Source organism: Bradyrhizobium sp. USDA 4353 (genome assembly GCF_054063215.1).
The window spans coordinates 5169397-5189719 of the sequence record NZ_JBSSGB010000001.1 but is presented as its reverse complement, the minus strand read 5'-3'; the positions used below and the strand labels follow the sequence as shown (position 1 = coordinate 5189719).

Genomic DNA, 20323 nt, shown 5'->3' with positions numbered 1-20323 from the left:
CGGCCGTCAGCCGAGGATATCCGTAAGCTTGCCGGAGAACGCCTCATCGGTGCGATCGAGGCGAAGCGGCGTCACCGACACATAGTGCGCCGCCAGCGCCGCGAGATCGGTCCCCTCGTCGGGGACATCGAGGGCGGCGGCGCGATCGAAGCCGATCCAGAAATACGGATTGCCGCGTCCGTCGCGACGCTCGTCGACCTTCAGGAAGCCGAGATTGCGCTTGCCTTGGCGGGTGACGACGATGCCCCGGACCTCGTCGGGCGAGCAGGACGGGAAGTTGACGTTGATGACGGTGTTCTTCGGCACGCCAGCATCCAGCACCTTGCGCACGATCTGCGGCCCGAATTTGAGCGCGGTGTCCCACGACGGCTTGTCGCGCGTCGCCACGCTGAACTCCTGCGACAGGGCGAAGGACGGCAGGCCGAGGATCGTCCCTTCGAGGGCGCCGGCGATGGTGCCGGAATAGACCACGTCCTCGGCGACGTTGCGGCCCTTGTTGACCCCGGACAGCACCAGATCCGGACGCTTCTCTCCCAGGATATGCCGCGCGCCCATGATGACGCAGTCGGTCGGCGTACCGCGCACCGCGAAATGCCGCGGGCCCACCTCGCGCAGCCGCAAGGGATCGTTGAGCGACAGCGAATGCGACACGCCGGACTGGTCGAGCTCGGGCGCGACGATCCAGACGTCGTCGGACAAAGCGCGCGCGATCTCCTCCATCACCTTCAGGCCAGGCGCGTGGATCCCGTCGTCATTGGTGCAGAGAATCCGCATGGCCACCCTTTCCAGCTCAAGACAGTGTCGGGGGTGTCTTAGCTGCTGCGCGGTATCGAGGCAAACCGGCGCGGGGCTCGTTTGGGCGGTTCAGGAGCGGACCCGCCACTGCGGCAAGAACCTGGCGAGCTTGCCGCCCGCGCCCAGCCGGAGCGGACCAGCGGAGGGGGAAGATGCTTCAGTTGCTTTCGGCGCAACCGGCGGCGGCGCAGCAGCCTCGGGCCGCGGCTCGGCGGGAAACCGAGCCCGCGCCATGTTCAGCGCCTTCTCGAAGTCAGCCCCGTTGAACCAGGGCTGAGCGCTCAGCGCCTCGGCCAGGCCGTCGTCCCACACCGCGGCACGATCGACGTCGAAGGCACCCTTGAGGCGCTGGTCGACCGCCTGGATGCCGGAGCCGGTGACGGCCCATTGCCGTCCAATCCAGAAAATATCCCGATGCAGGGCCATGGCGCCCACTCTGAAAAGCAGCCGCTGAACAGCATCGAGAATACGGATCGGCGGACGCCGCGCAAGCGGCGACCGCGCGCCGAAGGAGCTCGCCGCCTACTGAGCAGCCACCACCTTGAGACCGCCCATATAGGGCTGCAGCACGTCGGGCACGGCGATCGAGCCGTCGGCCTGCTGATAGGTCTCCATCACCGCGATCAGCGCGCGGCCAACGGCGGTGCCGGAGCCGTTCAATGTGTGCACGAAGCGCGGCTTGCCGTCGCTGCCGCGGGAACGCGCATCCATGCGGCGCGCCTGGAAGTCGCCGCAGACCGAACAGCTCGAGATCTCGCGGAAGGCGCCGCCATCGCCCTGCCCGGGCATCCAGACCTCGATGTCATAGGTCTTCTGCGACGAGAAACCCATGTCACCGGTGCACAGCGTGATGACACGATAATGCAGATCGAGCCGGCGCAGCACCTCCTCGGCGCAGGCCAGCATGCGCTCATGCTCGTCCTTGCTGGTCTCCGGCGTCGTGATCGACACCAGCTCGACCTTCGTGAACTGATGCTGACGGATCATGCCGCGGGTGTCGCGTCCGGCCGCGCCGGCTTCGGCGCGGAAGCACGGCGTCAGCGCCGTGAGCCGCATCGGCAGCTCCTTCTCGTCGACGATCGATTCGCGCACCAGATTAGTGAGCGCAACTTCCGCCGTGGGAATGAGGCCGAGCCGGTCGGTCTTGAGCCGCTCGTCGGGCGCGATCAGCAGCTCGCCCCTCACCGCCCAGAACTGATCGTCCTCGAATTTCGGCAGCTGCCCGGTGCCGAACATGACGTCGTTGCGCACGAGCAGCGGCGGATTGACTTCGGTATAGCCGTGCTCGGTGGTGTGCAGGTCGAGCATGAACTGACCGATCGCGCGCTCCAGCCGCGCCAGTCCCTTCTTCAGCACGACGAAGCGCGCGCCGGACAGCTTCGCCGCCGATTCGAAGTCCATGCCGAGGGCGGTGCCGATCTCGTCGTGCGGCTTCGGGGCGAAGGCGTAGTTGCGCTTGGCGCCGAACACGTGACGCTCGACATTGTCGTGCTCGTCCTTGCCGTCCGGCACCTCGTCGAGCGGCAGGTTGGGAATCGCCGAAAGCTCGCGCGCCAGCTCCTCGTCGGCTTGCTTTGCAGCCGCCTCGAGCTCCGGCATCGTCGTCTTGAGCTTGGCGACCTCGTCCATCAGCGCCGAGGCGCGGGCGTCGTCCTTGGCCTTCTTGGCCTCGCCGATTTCCTTCGACGCCGCATTGCGCCGCGCCTGCGCCTGCTCGGATGCCAGGATCGCCGCGCGCCGCCGCTCGTCGATCGCGAGCAGATGCGACGACAGCGGCGACAGACCCCGGCGCGTCAGCGCCGCATCGAAACCTTGCGGATTGTCGCGGATCGATTTGATGTCGTGCATGGTCGTTCGGTCCTGGGAACGAAGAGACAGGGGCTGAGTCGCCGCGGCTTTCGACGGCGCGCTTGCACTACCCCGAAAGGCCGCCGATGGGAACAGGCGCCCGGACGGACCCGGGCGGCCTGATCCCACTATTCGGACGGATTGGCCGGCAGGTTGCCCGAGCCCGACGACGAGCCGGAACCGGATTTGGCCGCCGCCGCCTGCTTCTCGACGATGCCGACCGCGATGATCGCGCCCTCATAGAGTGCCATCAGCGGCAGCGCCAGCGACGCCTGGCTCAGCACATCCGGCGGCGTGAGCACCGCGGCGATGATGAAGGCGATGACGATGAAGTAGCGCCGCTTCTCCTTCAGCATCTGCGAGGTGACGATGCCGATGCGCCCGAGAAGCGTCAGGATCACCGGCAGCTGGAACGCGATGCCGAAGGCGAAGATCAGCGACATCATCAGCGACAGATATTCGCCGACCTTGGGCATCAGCGCGATCTGCGCCGTCTCGGGGCCGCCAAGCTGCTGCATGCCGAGCGAGAAGCGCACGATCATTGGCCACACTGCGAAATAGACCAGCATGGCGCCGAGGACGAAGAAGACGGGGGTCGCGATCAGATAGGGCAGGAAGGCATTGCGCTCGTGGCGATAGAGTCCCGGCGCCACGAACTTGTAGATCTGCGTCGCCACGATCGGGAACGAGATGAAGCCGGCGCCGAACATCGCGAGCTTGAGCTGCGTGATGAAATATTCGAGCAGCTGCGTGTAGATGAACTTGCTGTTCTCCGCGCCTGCGACCCAGACGAACGGCAGCACCAGGATGTTGTAGATCTGCTTGGCGAAGAAGAAGCAGAAGATGAAGGCCACGCCGAAGCCGAGCAGCGCCTTGATGAGCCGCGAGCGCAGCTCGATCAGGTGATCCATCAACGGGGCCTTGCTGGCCTCGATATCTTCGACGGTCATGACGCTTTGGCGTCCTTCAGACGTTCGGCCTCGACCGGCGCAGCGCCATCAACGGGCTGCGGCTGCGGCTCGGGCTTGATTTCGCGGACGATGGCCAGCGGCTCGCCCACGGCTTGATGGACTTCGGCCTCGACGAACGTCTCGGGGCGCGGCGGCTCGGGGGTGGTCGGCGTCACGGGCGTCTCGACGGAAGCAACCGGCTCCGGCGAGGTCGGAATGATCGGCTCTGCGGGCTTGTCCACGCCCTCGATGTCCAGCGCCTTGTCGACGTCGCGCTGCAGCGACGACATCATGCCGCTGGGGGAGAAGCCGCTCGCAGCCTCCTTGACCTCGTCGAAGCTCTTCTTGAGGTCGGCCATCTCGGCCTCGCGCATCGCTTCCTGGAACTGACCCTGGAATTCCGAGGCCATGCGGCGGGCCTTGCCCATCCACTGGCCGACCATGCGCAGGACGCCGGGAAGCTCCTTGGGGCCGATCGCAATCAGTGCGACGACCCCAATGACGAGCAGCTCACTCCACCCGATATCGAACATCTAACAATCCGCCTACGCGACGACGTCTCTGGTCCCGCCCTGCCCCGTCCGAGCAGGTCCACCCCAAGCGGGAGCGCGCGCCGCCCGCGCCCTTCACGCGCAGATCAAACGGCCTTGCTGCCGACATCCGTGCGGGTGGCCGAAGGCGTGGCGCCGTGATCGATCGACTTGACCGGCTCGGTCTTCTCCGGCGCCTTGTCGTCGTCCTGCATGCCCTTCTTGAAGGCCTTGATGCCCTGCGCGACGTCGCCCATCAGATCGGAGATCTTGCCGCGCCCGAACAACAGCAGGACGACCGCGATCACCACGATCCAGTGCCAAATGCTAAGCGAACCCATCCTGCAACCCTCCAAACACCGGCGCAGCCTTCCCTTAAGCTGCCCGTCGACGCTACCGCCGAAACCGCGCCATATCCATGGGCTTGGCCGCGACACTTCGCTTCTAGCATTCGATTGCGAAACAGCAACGAACACCATGCGGCTGGGGCCGAAAACGGCGCGCGGATAGCCCGATCTGGGGCGGAAGGTAGGCGTCGCCGCCCCCAAAAACAAGCACTTAAGCTCCGGCAAATCACGGCCGGAGCTACGTAATAACGCGAGTGTTAACGGCGCACCGGCCGTTACGCCTCACGGTCCGGCGAGCCGTCCTGGTCGGTATCGTGGTCACCCTCGTCGACCTCGAGCTCGGCCTCGGCGTCATCATCGATATCGGACTCGGTCTCGTCCTCCGCCGAACCGTCGGACAGCTCAGCGACGGCCTCGTCGTCCTGCTCGGTGGCGGGCTCGTCGGTTTCAAGCTCCTCGCGCTCGAGCTCCTCGACATCAAGCTCCTCGACAGCAAGCTCCTCGGCCTCGAGGTCAGCCTCGCCGATCTCCGTCGTCGGCTCCCACGGCGAGATCTCGAGATCTCCGACGGTCAGCTCCGCCGAGGTCTCGCCGTCCAGAGCGTCAGCCTCGCTCTCAGCCACTCCCGCTTCTGCGGTGTCGGCCAGCGTCTCGGCAACGCCGGTCTCCACGAAGCCCGTCTCGCCGACAGCCGTTTCCGCCTCGGACGTCTCGGCCTCGGCCGCCGCCTGACCTTGGCCCGGCTCGGCCTCGACGGCAGGCGCAAGCGCCAGGTCGAGATCGCCCGGATCCAGCGGCTCCTCGTCCTCCCGCAGGGTGGGGTCGTCCGACGGCGTCGGCACGGTGAAGCCGGTGGGCAGCCGCGAATCCAACAGGCCGGTGCCCTTGAGCTCCTCGAGGCCCGGCAGATCGCCCAGGGTTTCCAGGCTGAACTGGGCCAGGAACGCGTCGGTCGTGCCGAAGGTGAGCGGCCGGCCCGGCGTCTTGCGGCGGCCGCGCGGCTTGATCCAGCCGGTCTCCAGCAGCACGTCGAGCGTGCCCTTGGAGGTCACGACGCCGCGGATCTCCTCGATCTCGGCACGCGTCACCGGCTGGTGATAAGCGACGATCGCCAGCACCTCGATCGCGGCGCGCGACAGCTTGCGCGTCTCGGTGCTCTCGCGGGTCATCAGCCAGGCGAGATCGCCGGCGGTGCGGAAGGTCCATTTGCTGGCCACGCGCACAAGGTTGACGCCGCGATTGGCGTATTCCGCCTGCAGCTGCGCCAGCGCGGCCTTGATGTCGACACCTTCGGGCATACGCTTGGCAAGCGTCGCCTGCTCAAGCGGCTCGGCCGAGGCAAACAGAAGAGCTTCCAGGATGCGCAACTCTTCGGGGCGCACCTCGGGCTCGCTGGTCGCGATCTCGTCGGGCTCTTCCATGCGCAGTTCCGCCAAGCTTGCCATGGCAGGGTCTCCTTCTTCGTTACTCAACCGTCAAGTCCGGCGCAGCCATGGCGCCGGGCTGGTTCGGTGGACGCTTACGAAAATACAGCGGCGCGAACGCCTGCTTCTGGTTCAGTTCGAGCTTGCCTTCGCGGACCAGCTCCAGCACGGCCGCGAAGCTCGAGGCGAAGACGGTGGCCTTCTGCGTGGGCTCAGGCACGTAGCTCAGCAGGTAATCGTCGAGACAGCCCCAGTCGTCAGACACCTCGGTCATGCCGACCAGCCGCTCCAGCGTCGCGCGTGCCTCGGCGAGCGACCAGACGTTACGCTTGGCCATATGGACTGACGTCACCACACGCGCCTGGCGCTGGGTGGCATAGGCCGAGAGCAAGTCGAACAGGGTTGCCGTGAACTTCGGTGTGCGGACCTCGGCGATCGCCTCGGGATTGCCGCGCGGGAACACGTCCCGCTGGAACTGCGGTCGGTTCATCAGGCGGTTGGCCGCCTCGCGGATCGCCTCCAGCCGGCGCAGCCGGTTGGCGAGCGCGGTCGCCATCTCCTCGGCGCTCGGGCCTTCCTGCGCCGGCGGCTCCGGCAGCAGCAGGCGCGATTTCAAGAAGGCGAGCCACGCCGCCATCACGAGATAGTCGGCGGCCAGCTCGAGCCGGATTTTTCGCGCAGCCTCGATGAACTGGAGGTACTGGTCGGCGAGCGCCAGGATCGAGATCTTGGCGAGATCGACCTTCTGCTGCCGCGCCAGCGCGAGCAGCAGGTCGAGCGGGCCTTCATAGCCCTCGACGTCGACGACCAACGCCGGTTCGGCTTCGGCCAGCTCCGTCGTGGGACGGCCGGTTTCAAACGACAGAATTTCAGCGGTCATGCGCTCGCGGGTCCCAGCCGGTTGATCAGCGCGTCGAGCTCGGCGCGCGCGGCGTTGCGATCGAAGCCCGTGGGTGCCTTGCGCGCCGCCAGCGCGCGATCGGCGCGGATCAGAGCCTCGCCGGCCAGCTCCGGCGTCTCGGCCGCGACGGCCTGCATCTCGTCGAGCTTGCCGTTGCAATGCAGAACCATGTCGCAACCCGCCGCGACGATCGCGCGCGTGCGCTCGGCGATCGATCCGGCCAGAGCATTCATGGAAACGTCATCACTCATCAACAAACCCTGGAACCCGATCCGTTCGCGAATCACCCACTGGATCATTGTCGCAGAAGTCGTGGCCGGATGGGCGGCATCGATTGCGCTAAACACAACATGTGCAGTCATCGCCATCGGCAGGTCGGCGAGCGGCCGGAAGGCGGCGAAATCGGTCGCGTCGAGCTCCGTTTCGGGTGTGTCGACGGTCGGCAGCCGGTGGTGGCTGTCGGCATTGGCCCGGCCGTGCCCCGGGATGTGCTTGAGCACCGGCAGCACGCCGCCCTGCTCCAGCCCGTCGGTGACCGCCCGGGCAATCGCCGCCACCTTGGCTGGATTCGTGCCATAGGCCCGGTCCCCGATCACGGCATCGGCGCCGGCGATGGGGACGTCGGCCAGCGGCAGGCAGTCGACGGTAATCCCCAGCCTGTGCAGATCGTCGGCGATCAGGCGGGCGCTGAGCCAGGCGGCACGGAGGCCTGCGGCCGAATCAAGGTCGTAGAGGCGGTCGAACACGACACCCGGCGGATAGGCCGGCCAGTGCGGCGGCCCCAGGCGCTGGACCCGTCCGCCTTCCTGGTCGATCAGGATTGGGGTGTCGGCGTGGCCCGCGCAACTCCGCAATTCCCGAACCAATTCAGCCACTTGGTCCGGTGAATGGACGTTGCGTTTGAACAGGATGAAGCCCCAGGGCTTCGCATCGCGGATGAAGGCGCGCTCGGCCTCGGTGAGGTCAAGGCCGGAGATGCCGGTAATGAAAGCCCGCAGGGTCATGCGGGCCGCATAGACCCCGCCTCAGGGTCGGTCAAGCGAGCCTTAATTGTTGCTAAACGGGAAACACTGTCCGCCGGCAGTTTTCAACGTTCCGCACATCTTGTTGGCCTCTTCCTTCGTCGCGAAGGGGCCGACGGCCGCGCGGTACTTGACACCGCCCTTGTCGCCCAGATCCATCCGCTTGATGATCGGCTCATACTTGCCGAGCACGGCGCCGTACTTGTCCTGGACGGCCTTGTATGACGACATCGCCTCGGCCTCGCTGGCCTGCGACGAGATCGACACCAGATAGCCGCCGGTGCGCTCGGTCTGGGTCTGCTCGGTGACCGGAACGGCGGTCGCGATGCGTGCGGGCGTCGGCGCCGCGGCCGGCTGCGGGGTCAGCGGCATCGGGCTGTCGGTCGCCGCCGACGCATTGGCATTGGCCGGCGACTTGCGGCCCTTGGCGGCCGCCTTGGTCGCGGGCGCGGCCGGCGTCGGCGCATCAGCCGTCGCGGGCGGCTGATTGCCACCGGTGACGGACAGCGTTTTGATCGGACGCGGATCACTGTTGGGTAGCGTGCCGTTGGCGTTGGCGATCTGCGCCGGCGTGATGCTCGGCATGCTCGCCGGCGGCGGGGATCCGTTCTGGCTCATCTGCGGAAACACCACGCGCGGATTGCTGCCGCCGCGGGTGTTGAGGTCCATCGGCGTCTCCTCGCGGGACACCAGCTTCTCGCCGCCGTCATTACCGAGCAGACGGTCCGGCACCTTCGGCGTCGGATCCTGCTGCGCCATGATCTTGGTCGGGCTGTTGTCGGCGCGAATGATCGGCGGCTCGCCGGTCCGCGCCGACGAGATGTAGGTCTTGTAGCCATAGGCGCCGCCGGTGCCGACCACCGCAAGCGTCAGCACCGCGAGCACCGTGCTCATGCCGCTGCGCCGGCGCGGCCGCTCCTCTTCCTCACCCTCGTCGTAGCCGTCCTGATAGCCGTATTGGCCGTCCTGGAAACCGTCGTCGCCCTGGAAGCCCTGCTGGCCGCCGCCCATCTGGCCGAACAGCGCATCGTCATAGCGCGACGGATCGGGCTCGTTGTCGTCGAAGCCGTTGCCGCGGTCGTAGTCGCGATCGTTCTCGGCAAAGCCGTGCCGCGAGTCGCCGACGCTGTAGTCGAGCTTGGAGAGCTGATCGGCGAACTCGGCATTGGGAAAGCCGGGCTGCGGCCGGGGTGCAGCGGCGGGCGCAAAATCCTGGTCCGGGAAGGCCGGCTGCGCGCGCGGATCCTGATAGCCGGCCGGAAACGCTGGCGGCGCCGGCGCGGGCTGCGGAGACTCGCGCCCCATATCGGCAAACGGGTTGGCGGCGGCCGGCTGGGCACGCTGCATCCAGGCAGGAGCACCGGCCGGCGGCATGCCGGGTGCCGGCTGCTCCGGAACGGGCGCGGCGGGTCGGGCCATCGGCCGCGGCTGAGCCTGCGGGGTGCCTCGGCCGGACTGGGCGAAGGGGTCGTTCTGTCCGATCAGACGGGCGAGCTCAGCGAGCGGATCGGCATCGCCCGACTGGTTTCCACCGCGGCCAAAACCGTCAGCGGGAAAGGGTCTGTCCTGGTAACGATCAGCCATCGTGATGAAGCGTCCCTGCGGGTGAGCCGCATATGCGTCCTAAGGCGGACCCTGCCAGATTGAGGCCCCCAACTGAAGTCGCGTGTTTCCCCCAATCAGCGCATTGCATCAGGAGCATTAACGCCCAAGATCGCAAGTCCCGACGCCAGTACCGAGACGACGCCCTGAACCATGGCCAAACGTGCCTTGGTCAATTCTGCATCATCATCGATAATGAAGCGTAAATAGGGCAAATCCCGCCCCCGCGTCCAGTGGGCGTGAAATTCGCTTGCAAGTTCATAGAGGTAGAAGGCGACCCGGTGCGGCTCATGCGCCAGCGCCGCGCTCTCCACCGTACGTGGGTAAAGCGCCAGCTGTTTCAAGAGGCCGTGTTCGGTCGGGTGGGACAGTTTTTCCAGCTTCGCGCTGCTCAGGAACGCGATTCGGGCCGCCTCATCCTCCGGCAGGTCCGGGAAGATCTCGCGGGCATTGCGGAAAACCGAATAACCGCGGGCATGGCCGTATTGGACGTAGAAGACCGGGTTGTCCTTCGACTGCTCGATGACCTTGGCGAGGTCGAAATCGAGCACGGCGTCGTTCTTGCGATAGAGCATCATGAAACGGACCGCATCGCGCCCCACTTCATCAACAACTTCCCGCAAGGTGACGAAGTCGCCGGAGCGCTTCGACATCTTCACCGGCTCGCCATTGCGCAGCAGCTTGACCAATTGCACGACCTTGACGTCGAGCGTCGCCTGCGCCGCGGTCACCGCCTTCACCGCGGCCTGCATGCGCTTGATGTAGCCGCCATGATCGGCGCCGAACACGTCGATGAGGTCGGCGAAGCCGCGCTCGAACTTGTGCCGGTGGTTGGCGATGTCTGAGGCGAAGTAGGTGTAGCTGCCGTCCGACTTGATCAGCGGGCGATCAACGTCGTCGCCAAAGGCGGTGGCGCGGAACAGGAGCTGCTCGCGATCCTCCCAGTCCTCGACCGGCGCGCCCTTCGGCGGCGGCAGGCGACCCTCATAGACGTCGCCACGCTCGCGCAGGAAGTCGATCGTCTCGGCAACCTTGTTGTTGCCGCCGGTGATCAGCGACCGCTCCGAGAAGAACACGTCGTGCCGGATGTTGAGCGCAGCGAGATCGTCCTTGATCTCGTCCATCATCATCGCGATCGCCTTGTCGCGCACGATCGGGAGCCACTGAGCTTCCGGCATGGCCTTGAGCTTGTCGCCATGCTCCGCCTTGAGGGCCTGCCCGACCGGCTTGAGATAGTCGCCGGGATAAAGCCCGTCCGGAATCGCGCCGATATCCTCGCCGAGGGCCTCGCGATAGCGGAGGAACGCCGAGCGCGCGAGCACGTCGACCTGCGCGCCGGCATCGTTGATGTAGTACTCGCGGGTGACGTCGCGGCCGGCGAACTGCAGCAGGCTGCACAGCGCGTCGCCGAACACGGCGCCACGGCAATGGCCGACATGCATCGGCCCGGTCGGATTGGCCGAGACGTATTCGACATTGACCTTCGGCGCGCCCGGCACCGGCGCAACGCGACCGTAGCCGGCGCCTTCGCGCAGGATCGTCGCCAGCGCCTTTGCCCAGACCACCGGCTGCAGAGTGAGGTTGATGAAGCCGGGACCGGCGACGTCGACCTTGGCCACGAGCTCGTCGGCGCGCAGGCGCTCGGCGATCTGCTCGGCGAGATCACGCGGCTTGGCCTTCGCCTCCTTGGCCAGCACCATTGCGGCGTTGGTCGCCATGTCGCCATGGCTCGGATCGCGCGGCGGCTCGACCACCACGCGCGAGAAATCGATGCCCTCGGGCCAGCCGCCATCCTTGGCGAGCGCGGCGCAGATGGCGTGCACGCGGGCCAGCATGTCGGCAAAAAGATAGGGGGTGGACGCTTGTTCAACCATGCCCGCGCCTAACGCAAATCCGGAGTCGAGTCAAAAAGCCGGTGGTGCTCGGTTAACGCCAAACGGTCGGTCATTCCGGCGATAAAGTGGCCGATCCGGCGCGCCCGATCGCCCTCTCCGGCGCAGCCGTCGAGCCAGCCGGCCGGCAAGGTCGCGCCGTCCTGCTGATAGCGGCCAAACAGGTCCTCGACGATGCGCTCGGCGTCGCGCATCACCCGCATCACCCGCTCGTGGCGATACATCCGCTGCCAGAGAAACGCCTTGATGGTGGCCTCGTGCTCGGCAACGTCAGTGGGAAACGCCACCAGCGCATTTGGGTGGCGCCTGACGTCATGCGGCGAGACCGGCTTCGCCTGGGCGATCCGGCGCTCGGCCTCGGCTGCGACGGCTGCAATCAGGTAGGAGATCAGCTCGCGCACCAGCTCGGCCCCGCGCCTGATAGCGTCGAGCGCCGGATAGTGCCGGTCGATCTCCTCGATCATCGCCGCAAGCAGCGGAACCTCCTTGAGGTCGTCGACCACGAACAGGCCCGCGCGCAACCCATCGTCGATGTCGTGGGCGTCATAGGCGATATCGTCGGCCAGCGCGGCCACCTGGGCCTCGAGCGAGGCGTAGCTCCACAGCTCCAGGTCGAAGCCGGCGTTGAACTCGGCGATGCCCGCGGGGATCGTCCCCTGCAACGGGCCGTTGTGCTTGACGATCCCCTCGAGCGATTCCCAGGTCAGGTTGAGCCCATCGAAATCCGGGTAGCGCTGCTCGAACGAGGTGACGATGCGCAATGTCTGGGCATTGTGGTCGAAGCCGCCATGGTCGGCCATGCAGCGGTTCAGCGCCCGCTCGCCGGCATGGCCGAATGGCGGATGGCCGAGATCATGCGCCAAGGCCAAGGTCTCCGTCAGGTCCTCGTCGAGGCCGAGCTGGCGCGCCAGCGCGCGGGCGATCTGGGCGACCTCCAAAGAATGGGTCAGGCGGGTGCGGTAGTGGTCGCCTTCGTGGAAGACGAACACCTGGGTCTTGTGCTTCAGGCGCCGGAAGGCGGTGGAATGGATGACCCGGTCGCAATCCCGGCGAAACGGGCTGCGGGTGCGCGACGGCGGCTCGGCGAACAGGCGGCCCCGGCTGCGATCGGGATCGCAGGAATAGGGAGCGCGGGGGGCAGCCATTCCGACCGACACGGGCGATTGTTCCTTTTGCGGTTTGATTCCTCTGGCGAGCCCACTTAACTATGGGGAATGCCCGAGACCAAATGAATAGGGCATGACGCGCTATTCGGAGACCTCCTGCCATGACCGACGCCTCGACGACCGATGCCTCGATGACTGACGCCGCGACCGGCCCCGTCACCATCAGCGAACGCGCCGCCCGCCGCATCGGAGAGATCCTCGGCAAGGAAGCGGCCGGCGCGATGCTGCGCATCTCGGTCGAGGGCGGCGGCTGCTCGGGCTTCCAGTACAAGTTCGACGTCGATCGCACCAAGGCGGACGACGATCTGGTCATCGCCCGCGACCGCGCCGTGGTGCTGGTCGATCCGGCCTCGGTGCCGTTCCTGGCGGGCTCGGAGGTGGATTTCGTCGACGACCTGATGGGCGCCTCGTTCCGGATCAACAATCCCAACGCCACCGCCTCCTGCGGCTGCGGCACCAGCTTCTCGATCTAACGCCCCCTCCTCCGTCTGATCCTCCTCCGTCTCAGACCTCGGCAGTTGCCGCCGGACTATCCGACGGCGCCAGTGCCGGCGCCTCGACGCTGGGCGCGGGCGTGCCGATCGCCTTCAGCATCGCGGCCACCATCGCCGGCTTGCGCAGCGGCTTGGCGAGGAAGTCGGTCATGCCGGCCTCGCGGCACTGCTTGATGTCGTCGGGGAAGGCGTTCGCGGTCAGCGCGATGATCGGCAGCTCGGCGAGCCGTCCGCCTTTGCCGCGGATGGTGCGCGTCGCCGTGATGCCGTCCATCTCGGGCATGCGCACATCCATCAGCACCAGATCGAACTCCTGCTCGGAAGCCGCCTTCACCGCCTGCAGGCCGTCCGGCACAATGCATTTGTCTACGCCGAACTCCTGCAGCATCTTCGACACGACCATCCGGTTGGTCGCGTCGTCCTCGGCGATCAGCACGCGCAAGGGGCGGCCGAGCGCCTCGATGCGCGCCTTCAGGTCGCCGGCGCCGACGCGGTCGCCGCGCTGATCGGAGATCTGCTTGTCGCTCCACGGCAAGGTCAGGCTGAAGCGGAAGGTCGAGCCCTCGCCCTGCACGGAGGACACCGCGATCGTGCCGCCCATCTGCTCGATGATGCGCCGGGAAATCGCAAGTCCGAGTCCCGTGCCGCCGAAGCGGCGGTTGATCGAGGCATCGGCCTGCGCAAAATCGGTGAACAGCTTGCCGACGCGATCGGCAGGAATGCCCATGCCGGTGTCGGACACGCGCCACTCGATCGTCGCCTTGTGATCGTCGCGCGTGCGGCAGGCAACGGCAATGGTGACGCCGCCCTGCTCGGTGAACTTCACCGCGTTGGAGGCGAGATTGATCAGCACCTGGCGGATGCGCGCGACGTCGCCCTTCAGCGACGGCGGCAGCTTCGGATCGATGTCGGCGTTGACCAAGAGGCTCTTCGTCTTGGCGTTGACGCCGATGATCGCGGTGACGGCCTCGACCAGCGCCGCCGGCGAGAAATCGACGGTCTCGAATTCCAGCTTGCCGGCGTTGAGCTTCGACAGATCGAGAATGTCGTTGAGGATGCGCTGCAGATTGTCGCCGGACTCGCGGATGGTCATCACCGCGTGGCGCTGATCGTCGTCGAGCTTGGTCTCCAGCAGGGTCGAGGCAAGGCCGAGCACGCCGTTCATCGGCGTGCGGATCTCGTGGCTCATCATCGCCAGGAAGTCGGACTTGGCCCTGCTCTCGGCTTCCGCCTGCTCGGCGCGCCAGCGCTCGGTGACGTCGCGGCCGAAACCGCGATAGCCGGCAAACCTGCCCTCATAGTCGCGCGCCGGCCGCGCGGTCAGCGCCCAGCGGCGGCGCTCGCCGCCGGCGACCACGACATGGATCAGGCTTTCCGGGATCGACAGCCGCTGCGTCATGCGATCCGCAAGTGTCTTGAGCGTCGCCGTATCGGTCGGACAGAGATATTTCAGCGTATCGATCAGCCGCTCGCCCTTGAGCTGATCGAGCGGCAGCTGCGCGACGTCTGCGAAACGCTGCGGCGCGTCGATCAGGCGGCCCTCGGCATCGGTCTGCCACAGCCAGCTCGCGGCGTTCTCCTGGAATTCCTTGAGCAGCAGCGAGATGGTCTCGTTCTGGCGCTCATGGCGGATCTGCGCCTTCAGGTTCTCCAGGAACACGTTGCCGTGCGACACCAGGTGGCGCACCATGAAGGACGAGTAGAGCCCGAGGAAGACGACGAGCACCAGATAGGTCGCGCCGCCGCACAGAAACAGCGAGCCGACCGAGCACAGCATCATGGTCCAAGTGTAGGTCAGACCGGCGCGAGGCACGCTGGACATCGCGAATGCGCCACCGGAGATCATCCCGGTCATCAGCGATCCCACGATGATCTGCAGATGCGGATCGACCTGCGGCATCACAATCAGCGGCAGCGAGCCCCACACGGCCGAGAGGAAGAACGCCTGCAGCGTCATCCGGTTGATGGCGCGCTCGGAGGCCTCCTGCGGCCGCGACTTGCGCGCGCGCCACCAGCCGCGCAGCGCCATGCCGCCGGCGACGGCGATCGCCACGCCCCACGCGGTGAGGAAGAGATTGGAGACGGTGTTCCAGAACACGCCGAGAATGATGGCGGCGTTGGCGAAGTTGATGCCGATCGTCACCGGGACGAGGCGCGCGACGGCATCGATCTGCCGTGCACGGATGCGCCGGCGATCGCGCTCGGTCAGAGCTTCGTCGTCGAGACCTTCGATGGCAGCGAAGCCGCCGATCCAAAGGAAGAAAGCGCCCACCGGACTGGCGCTTGCGGTTCGCTTCGAGCTCGTGGGATCCCCAGGCCAATTCATGCGGACGCAGTGCTTTCCTTGTGATCCCCTGCCATGCCTGATCGGCTGCTTCAGCGGCGTTAATTGTCTCGCCCGTAGAAGTACGGAACCAGGTCCCGCCCCGCCCCTGCGCTGCACCGGCAAACCCGGAATGGGTCGGGCGCTTCACCGGACGCCGGGACGCGCGAGCACGGCTCGTCGATCTCGCAGCATGATCTGCCCGAGTTTTGCCTCTCGATCTCACCCTCCTTGAAAACGAGGGCGCAGGGAATGCCGGGCGCTGGCCGCAACCCATGGCCCGCCTGCAGAAAACAAAGCAGGCGGCAGTCACCACAGGTCCAGCCGGTCAACCGGCATCCCCTGCACGACGGCTCTACGCGTTATACGCACTCTCCCCGGGGACCGGCTGTCTTGCCCCCGTTACCGGCGATCATCGTCACCACCGGCGTGGCCTCAGCATCGGGAGACCAGGACCATGCGATTTCGGCGTGCGCCGGAGCCGTTCGTCCGCACGGCATCACACCATGCTGCGGCTCCAAGCGCCCATCGCATCCCACCCCGCGTGTCGTGACGATCGCGATACGCCCCTCGTGCCGGGGTGGGACAAGAGGCAGGAAAGCACGAATTCTGAAATTACGAAACACCAATCTTTTTCGCGCCAGGACTGGACAGGCCAAATCAGCTTGATGCGGCTGAATAAATTGGTTTACGCGCGCAGGCGGATCCAAAGCCGGGCAGCGCCGTTGGATGCAGGCGACTGCGCGCAAACAAGCAGACCGATTTGCCCGACGGGCTATCCGAATACGGGACGATCGCGACGAACGAGTCTGTGAGCTAATTGCTCCGTCATGGCCGGGCCTGTCCCGCCTGCGGGGCCGAAGCCCCTTCGGCGCGGCGTAGGCCGGGCATCCACGTCTTCTCGGCCTGCAGCACGACGTGGATGGCCGGGACAAGCCCGGCCATGACGATGTGGAAACGGGTCGCGTGAATAGTTCGCCTCGGCGTAAGCAATACACCTGCAGGTTCCCCGGTTCGTCGGGCTTCTTACGAGCGGCTCATGCGCATTCAGATCACGGCGCCGGAGGCATACCCGCCTGACCAATGCGGAAAGCCATTCTCAGCAGCACGCGCCGCTGCGCGATCCCAATCATACGCGAGCGCGAGCAGCTCCGCCTGCCAATGTCCGCGGCGCTCGGTCAGCACGGCGTAGCGCGCGTGCGGTGAGCGATAGTCGAGCTGCGCCGCGATTGGAATGTCCGCGAACACCGGGCAGCCGACGCTGCCGGGATTGACCACCAGCGGACCGCGCGGCACCTGCACCATCGCCTGGCGATGGCTGTGGCCGCACAGCACCAGCGTGGCGCCGCCGAGATTGACGAGACGCGCGGCGAGCACGTTGCGGCCCGCCGGGACGTAGCGGCCGTCGTCGAGCATCTCCTCCAGCAGCAGCGCGCAGTCGTCGTCGGGCGTGCCGTGCACCGCCAGGATGCCCTGCTCCAGCGCGAGCCGCGGCGGCAGAGCATGCAAGACGCGGCGCTGCTCGGCTGTCAGCGCGGCGCGCGCAAAGCGCCCGGCGGGAGACAGCTTCTCTTCCGCGAACTCCTCGATCCAACGGTCGTGATTGCCGCGCACGGTCGGCAGCGCGAGCGTCTGCAGCAGCTCGAAGGTTTCGCGCGGCCACAATGGACTGGTCACGCAATCGCCGAGATTAACGGTGGCATCGACGCCGCGGGTCTTGATGTCGGCGAGAACGGCTTCGAGTGCCGGCAGATTGCCATGTACGTCGGAGATCACAGCCAGCCGCATCGTCGTCCCCTCACAGTCCCGTCTCACGCTGGTCGTTGTTGGCAGAGTGTAGCATCCTCGTCATTGCGAGCGAAGCAATCCAGAATCCGCGCGCAGCCCTGGATTGCTTCGCTTCGCTCGCAATGACAACGGAGCCGTAGGGTGGGCAAAGGCGCGTGGCACGCTATCGATGTGTGCCGGGATCGCGCGCGCCGTGCCCACCATCGATCGACGCGTTGCGTGGCAAGACGGTGGGCACGGTGCTCACGACGCTGTCGCGCCGCTGCGCGCCTTTGCCCACCCTACGGTTCTCATTGCGCCGTGCCGATCGCGAACACGTCCGCGCGCTCGATGATCAGGTCGCGAAACAATCGCGCGCGGTGGGACATCCATTGTGGATCGGGATAGACGACGTGGAGCGGCAGCGACGGCACGTCGTAGTCGGGCAGCAGGTGGATCAGCTTGCCGGCGGCGATGTGTTGGACCGCGCACCAGTCCGGCAGCACGGCGGCTCCGAGGCCTTCGAGTGCGGCCAGGGTCATGATGTCCGCGTCGTCACAGGTCAGCGAGGGCGTGATGCCGACGACGTGGCGGCCGGTTTCGGATTCGAAGCTCCATTCGTTCTTCGGTGACAGGCGCGAATAGGTCACGCAGGGCAGCTGGCGCAGGTCGTTGGGCAGGCGCGGCGGATGGTGTCTTGTCAGCAGCGCCGGCGACGCGACCAGCAGCCGCTTCACCGTCCCGACGCGGCGCGCGACCAGCGAGCTCGAAGAAAGTACGCCGATGCGGATGGCGAGCTCGGTGCCGGTCTCGACGAGATCGACGAACTGCTCGGTGAAGCGGATGTCGAGCCGCACCTCGGGATAGCGCCGGCCGTATTCCGCAAAGATGTCGGCAAAGAAATAACGGCCGAACGAGGTCGGCACCGTCATGCGCAGGGTGCCCGAGGGCGCGCCGACACGGCGCGGCGACGGCACGCCAGCGCTCTCGAACAAGGCAACGATGTCCTTGGCGAGCTTGAGCACCCGGTCCGCCTCTGCGGTCGGGCGCAGCTTGCGCGTGGTCCGCACGAACAGGCGGCAGCCGAACTGCTCTTCCAGCAGCGCGATGCGCTTGGTGATCGCGGGCTGGCCGAGGCCGAGATCAGCCGCGGCCTGGGTGAAGCTGCCGGCCTCCATGACCCGGATGAAGGTCTGCAACGCGTCGATCCGGTCCATCCATTCCTCCCCGGAATGAGTTTTATTCTTGCCATTCCGTATACGGCATCGGGAGGACTGGTCTAGCCTCTCAAAAAAATCACGAGGGAGGGAGACCCATGGAGAAGTCGATTGGCATCGTCGGCGCCGGCATCGGCGGGCTGCATCTGGCGCTCTATCTGCAAAAGCACGGAATCCAGGCCACCGTGCTGACCGACCGTGAGCCCGAGCAATATGCTGCCACGCGGCTGATGAATACCGTGGCGCATCACGGCATCACGGTGGCGCGCGAGAACGAGCTCGGCGTGAACCACTGGGACGACCCGGATGTCGTCTATCATCACCATGACCACTTCTTCAATTTCCCGGTCAGTCCCCTGCTCTTCCGCGGCGCGTTCAAGCAGCCGAGCCGCGCCGTCGACTACCGGATCTATTTGCCGGCGCTGATGAAGGACTTTGAGGATCGCGGCGGCAGCATCGAATATGCCAGCATCCAGGACGACGACATTCCGGCGCTGGTGTCACGCTTCGACCTGCTGGTCGTGTCGACCGGCAAGGGCGCGCTCGGGCGGATGTTCAGCCACCGGCCGGAGCTCTCGCCTTACAACCAGCCGCAGCGCCTGCTCTGCGTCGGCCTGTATGACGGCGTCGATCATGGCAGCCCCGACGGTGACGATCCGCGCGGCGTGACGCTCTCGGTCTCGCCGGGGCATGGCGAGATGATCGTGATCCCGACCTTGACCTTCGGCGGCATGAAGACGGCGCTGCTGATGGAGAACATCCCCGGCGGCGACATGGCCGAGCTGGTGTCGCTCAACTACGATGCCGATCCCGCAGGCTTCCGGCAGACGATGCTCGACAAGCTCGAGAAGCACCATCCGCACACCTACAACAAGATCGACACGCACCGCTTCGATCTGCAGCCGCTGGACCTGCTGCAAGGCGCTGTCGTGCCGACGGTGCGGCGCTCCTCGGTCAGCTTCGACGACGGCAGACTCGCGATCGCGCTGGGCGACGTGCATTCGGTGGTCGATCCGATGATGGGCCAAGGCGCCAACATGGCCTCCTACGCCGCGTTCGAGCTCGGCAAGGCGATCGTGGACGCCGTGGCGTTCGACGACCGCTTCGTGGAGACGGTCGATCGCGCGCGCGAGAACCGGGTCATCGCGGCGTCGCGCTGGACCAACCTGATGCTGCAGCCGCCGTCGGAGGCGATGGGCCGGCTGATCTTCACCATGGCGCAGAACCGCGCGCTCTGCGACGAGTTCACCGACAATTTCAACTATCCGGAGCGGCAATGGGATCGCCTGGCGAGCGTTCGGCGGATTCACGCTTGGATCGACGAGCACACGCAGCTTGCGGCGTGAGGCGGAGCAGCTGATGAGCCATCATCCTGACCCCGCGAGCTTTCGCGCAGCCGCCTCGCGGTTCTCCACCGGCGTGACGGTGGTGACGAGCAGCGATGCCGACGGCGCGGCAATCGGCATGACGGCCAACAGCTTCACGACGGTCTCGATGCAGCCGCCGACGGTGCTGGTCTCGCTGAAGCGCGGCCGCACTTGGCAGGCGGTCAGCGCGTCCGGCCGCTATGCGGTCAACGTGCTCGCGGCCGATGACGTCGCGATCGGCCGGCACTTCGCCGGCGCGGCGCTGGCGCAAGGTGCGCCCGCCTTGCAAGCGCGCGACGGCTTCTTCCTGCTGCCGCAGGCCATCGCGCAGTTCGGCTGCGAGGTGGTCGACGCGGTGGAAATTGCCGACCACACCCTCTTCATCGGCGAGGTCCGCTGGTGCCGGCATCGCGACGGCCTGCCGCTGGCATTCTATGCGAGCCGCTTCCGCAATGGGGTGGGCGCGGAGATATCGCCGGGCGATGCGCTGGCCTATCCGGCGGAGGGGTGGAGTATTTGATGGAGTAGCAGTATGGGCCGCCGAACGCTTCGCCCTCACTCGAGCCGCAACGCGTACTGCCCGATACAGCGCCCTCGCCCCTTGCGGGAGAGGGCATGTGCGGCCTATCCGCGAACGCGGTTGGGTGAGGGGTTTCTCTCCGCGAGCAATGCTCGTGG

General features: G+C 66.5%; 18 protein-coding genes. 3 read left to right on the top strand and 15 right to left on the bottom strand.

The features are described 5' to 3' along the window. Positions 1 to 6: 6 nt before the first annotated feature. From surE to ACVILH_RS23345, 12 genes are all read right to left on the bottom strand, one after another. Positions 7 to 774, bottom strand: a complete 768-nt coding sequence (surE, locus tag ACVILH_RS23400) for a 5'/3'-nucleotidase SurE (protein WP_456714989.1) — start codon at positions 772 to 774, stop codon at positions 7 to 9. Positions 775 to 864: 90 nt separating this feature from the next. Further along, complete coding sequence (locus ACVILH_RS23395; RefSeq protein ID WP_456714988.1) at positions 865 to 1221, bottom strand: hypothetical protein; 357 nt, start codon at positions 1219 to 1221, stop codon at positions 865 to 867. A gap of 96 nt (positions 1222 to 1317) precedes the next feature. Beyond that, positions 1318 to 2643, bottom strand: a complete 1326-nt coding sequence (serS, locus tag ACVILH_RS23390) for a serine--tRNA ligase (protein WP_456714987.1) — start codon at positions 2641 to 2643, stop codon at positions 1318 to 1320. A 128-nt stretch (positions 2644 to 2771) separates the two neighbouring features. After that, the gene (gene tatC, locus ACVILH_RS23385; RefSeq protein WP_456714986.1) at positions 2772 to 3593 is read right to left on the bottom strand and encodes a twin-arginine translocase subunit TatC; all 822 of its coding nucleotides are present in this window, start codon (positions 3591 to 3593) and stop codon (positions 2772 to 2774) included. Beyond that, complete coding sequence (gene tatB / locus ACVILH_RS23380) at positions 3590 to 4126, bottom strand: Sec-independent protein translocase protein TatB (RefSeq protein WP_456714985.1); 537 nt, start codon at positions 4124 to 4126, stop codon at positions 3590 to 3592. Before tatB ends, tatC begins: the two co-directional genes overlap by 4 nt. 104 nt (positions 4127 to 4230) lie before the next feature. Beyond that, entirely contained in the window at positions 4231 to 4464 is a 234-nt protein-coding gene (locus ACVILH_RS23375; protein WP_006614346.1) for a twin-arginine translocase TatA/TatE family subunit, read from the bottom strand. 281 nt (positions 4465 to 4745) lie between these two features. Continuing rightward, positions 4746 to 5915 (bottom strand): SMC-Scp complex subunit ScpB, encoded by a 1170-nt coding sequence (gene scpB, locus ACVILH_RS23370; protein ID WP_456714984.1) that lies wholly within the window; start codon positions 5913 to 5915, stop codon positions 4746 to 4748. A gap of 19 nt (positions 5916 to 5934) precedes the next feature. Further along, the gene (locus ACVILH_RS23365; protein WP_456714983.1) at positions 5935 to 6774 is read right to left on the bottom strand and encodes a segregation and condensation protein A; all 840 of its coding nucleotides are present in this window, start codon (positions 6772 to 6774) and stop codon (positions 5935 to 5937) included. After that, positions 6771 to 7799 (bottom strand): beta-N-acetylhexosaminidase, encoded by a 1029-nt coding sequence (nagZ, locus tag ACVILH_RS23360; RefSeq protein WP_456714982.1) that lies wholly within the window; start codon positions 7797 to 7799, stop codon positions 6771 to 6773. The genes ACVILH_RS23365 and nagZ overlap by 4 nt, the downstream gene beginning before the upstream one ends. Positions 7800 to 7841: 42 nt before the next feature. Further along, entirely contained in the window at positions 7842 to 9401 is a 1560-nt protein-coding gene (locus tag ACVILH_RS23355; RefSeq protein ID WP_456714981.1) for an SPOR domain-containing protein, read from the bottom strand. 95 nt (positions 9402 to 9496) lie between these two features. Beyond that, the gene (gene argS, locus ACVILH_RS23350; protein WP_456714980.1) at positions 9497 to 11293 is read right to left on the bottom strand and encodes an arginine--tRNA ligase; all 1797 of its coding nucleotides are present in this window, start codon (positions 11291 to 11293) and stop codon (positions 9497 to 9499) included. A gap of 8 nt (positions 11294 to 11301) precedes the next feature. Beyond that, the gene (locus tag ACVILH_RS23345) at positions 11302 to 12468 is read right to left on the bottom strand and encodes a deoxyguanosinetriphosphate triphosphohydrolase (RefSeq protein WP_456714979.1); all 1167 of its coding nucleotides are present in this window, start codon (positions 12466 to 12468) and stop codon (positions 11302 to 11304) included. A gap of 140 nt (positions 12469 to 12608) precedes the next feature. On the opposite strand from ACVILH_RS23345, the gene erpA reads away from it, so the two are divergent. Continuing rightward, positions 12609 to 12950 carry an iron-sulfur cluster insertion protein ErpA gene (gene erpA / locus ACVILH_RS23340; protein ID WP_456717053.1) on the top strand — a complete coding sequence of 114 codons (342 nt, stop codon included), beginning with the start codon at positions 12609 to 12611 and terminating at the stop codon, positions 12948 to 12950. A gap of 31 nt (positions 12951 to 12981) precedes the next feature. Here erpA and ACVILH_RS23335 read toward each other — a convergent pair whose 3' ends face one another. The 3 genes from ACVILH_RS23335 to ACVILH_RS23325 form a co-directional block, all read right to left on the bottom strand. Further along, positions 12982 to 15297, bottom strand: coding sequence for an ATP-binding protein (locus ACVILH_RS23335; protein ID WP_456714978.1), 2316 nt, complete (start codon positions 15295 to 15297; stop codon positions 12982 to 12984). Between the two features lie 1044 nt (positions 15298 to 16341). Next, positions 16342 to 17082, bottom strand: a complete 741-nt coding sequence (locus ACVILH_RS23330) for a metallophosphoesterase family protein (RefSeq protein ID WP_456714977.1) — start codon at positions 17080 to 17082, stop codon at positions 16342 to 16344. A gap of 290 nt (positions 17083 to 17372) precedes the next feature. Continuing rightward, entirely contained in the window at positions 17373 to 18278 is a 906-nt protein-coding gene (locus ACVILH_RS23325) for a LysR family transcriptional regulator (protein ID WP_456714976.1), read from the bottom strand. A 98-nt stretch (positions 18279 to 18376) separates the two neighbouring features. On the opposite strand from ACVILH_RS23325, the gene styA reads away from it, so the two are divergent. Together styA and ACVILH_RS23315 are read left to right on the top strand one after the other, a co-directional pair. Further along, a complete protein-coding gene (gene styA / locus ACVILH_RS23320; RefSeq protein WP_456714975.1) occupies positions 18377 to 19624 on the top strand; it encodes a styrene monooxygenase subunit StyA in 1248 nt (415 codons plus the stop codon). Positions 19625 to 19637: 13 nt separating this feature from the next. Then, positions 19638 to 20165 (top strand): flavin reductase family protein, encoded by a 528-nt coding sequence (locus tag ACVILH_RS23315; protein WP_456714974.1) that lies wholly within the window; start codon positions 19638 to 19640, stop codon positions 20163 to 20165. The last annotated feature ends 158 nt before the right edge of the window (positions 20166 to 20323 follow it).

What these genes read in the sequence shown, in the direction of transcription:
- surE (WP_456714989.1), bottom strand. Translation starts at nt 774, where the DNA reads ATGCGGATTCTCTGCACCAATGACGACGGGATCCACGCGCCTGGCCTG.
- ACVILH_RS23395 (WP_456714988.1), bottom strand. Translation starts at nt 1,221, where the DNA reads ATGGCCCTGCATCGGGATATTTTCTGGATTGGACGGCAATGGGCCGTC.
- serS (WP_456714987.1), bottom strand. Translation starts at nt 2,643, where the DNA reads ATGCACGACATCAAATCGATCCGCGACAATCCGCAAGGTTTCGATGCG.
- tatC (WP_456714986.1), bottom strand. Translation starts at nt 3,593, where the DNA reads ATGACCGTCGAAGATATCGAGGCCAGCAAGGCCCCGTTGATGGATCAC.
- tatB (WP_456714985.1), bottom strand. Translation starts at nt 4,126, where the DNA reads ATGTTCGATATCGGGTGGAGTGAGCTGCTCGTCATTGGGGTCGTCGCA.
- ACVILH_RS23375 (WP_006614346.1), bottom strand. Translation starts at nt 4,464, where the DNA reads ATGGGTTCGCTTAGCATTTGGCACTGGATCGTGGTGATCGCGGTCGTC.
- scpB (WP_456714984.1), bottom strand. Translation starts at nt 5,915, where the DNA reads ATGGCAAGCTTGGCGGAACTGCGCATGGAAGAGCCCGACGAGATCGCG.
- ACVILH_RS23365 (WP_456714983.1), bottom strand. Translation starts at nt 6,774, where the DNA reads ATGACCGCTGAAATTCTGTCGTTTGAAACCGGCCGTCCCACGACGGAG.
- nagZ (WP_456714982.1), bottom strand. Translation starts at nt 7,799, where the DNA reads ATGACCCTGCGGGCTTTCATTACCGGCATCTCCGGCCTTGACCTCACC.
- ACVILH_RS23355 (WP_456714981.1), bottom strand. Translation starts at nt 9,401, where the DNA reads ATGGCTGATCGTTACCAGGACAGACCCTTTCCCGCTGACGGTTTTGGC.
- argS (WP_456714980.1), bottom strand. Translation starts at nt 11,293, where the DNA reads ATGGTTGAACAAGCGTCCACCCCCTATCTTTTTGCCGACATGCTGGCC.
- erpA (WP_456717053.1), top strand. Translation starts at nt 12,609, where the DNA reads ATGACTGACGCCGCGACCGGCCCCGTCACCATCAGCGAACGCGCCGCC.
- ACVILH_RS23335 (WP_456714978.1), bottom strand. Translation starts at nt 15,297, where the DNA reads ATGAATTGGCCTGGGGATCCCACGAGCTCGAAGCGAACCGCAAGCGCC.
- ACVILH_RS23330 (WP_456714977.1), bottom strand. Translation starts at nt 17,082, where the DNA reads ATGCGGCTGGCTGTGATCTCCGACGTACATGGCAATCTGCCGGCACTC.
- ACVILH_RS23325 (WP_456714976.1), bottom strand. Translation starts at nt 18,278, where the DNA reads ATGGACCGGATCGACGCGTTGCAGACCTTCATCCGGGTCATGGAGGCC.
- styA (WP_456714975.1), top strand. Translation starts at nt 18,377, where the DNA reads ATGGAGAAGTCGATTGGCATCGTCGGCGCCGGCATCGGCGGGCTGCAT.
- ACVILH_RS23315 (WP_456714974.1), top strand. Translation starts at nt 19,638, where the DNA reads ATGAGCCATCATCCTGACCCCGCGAGCTTTCGCGCAGCCGCCTCGCGG.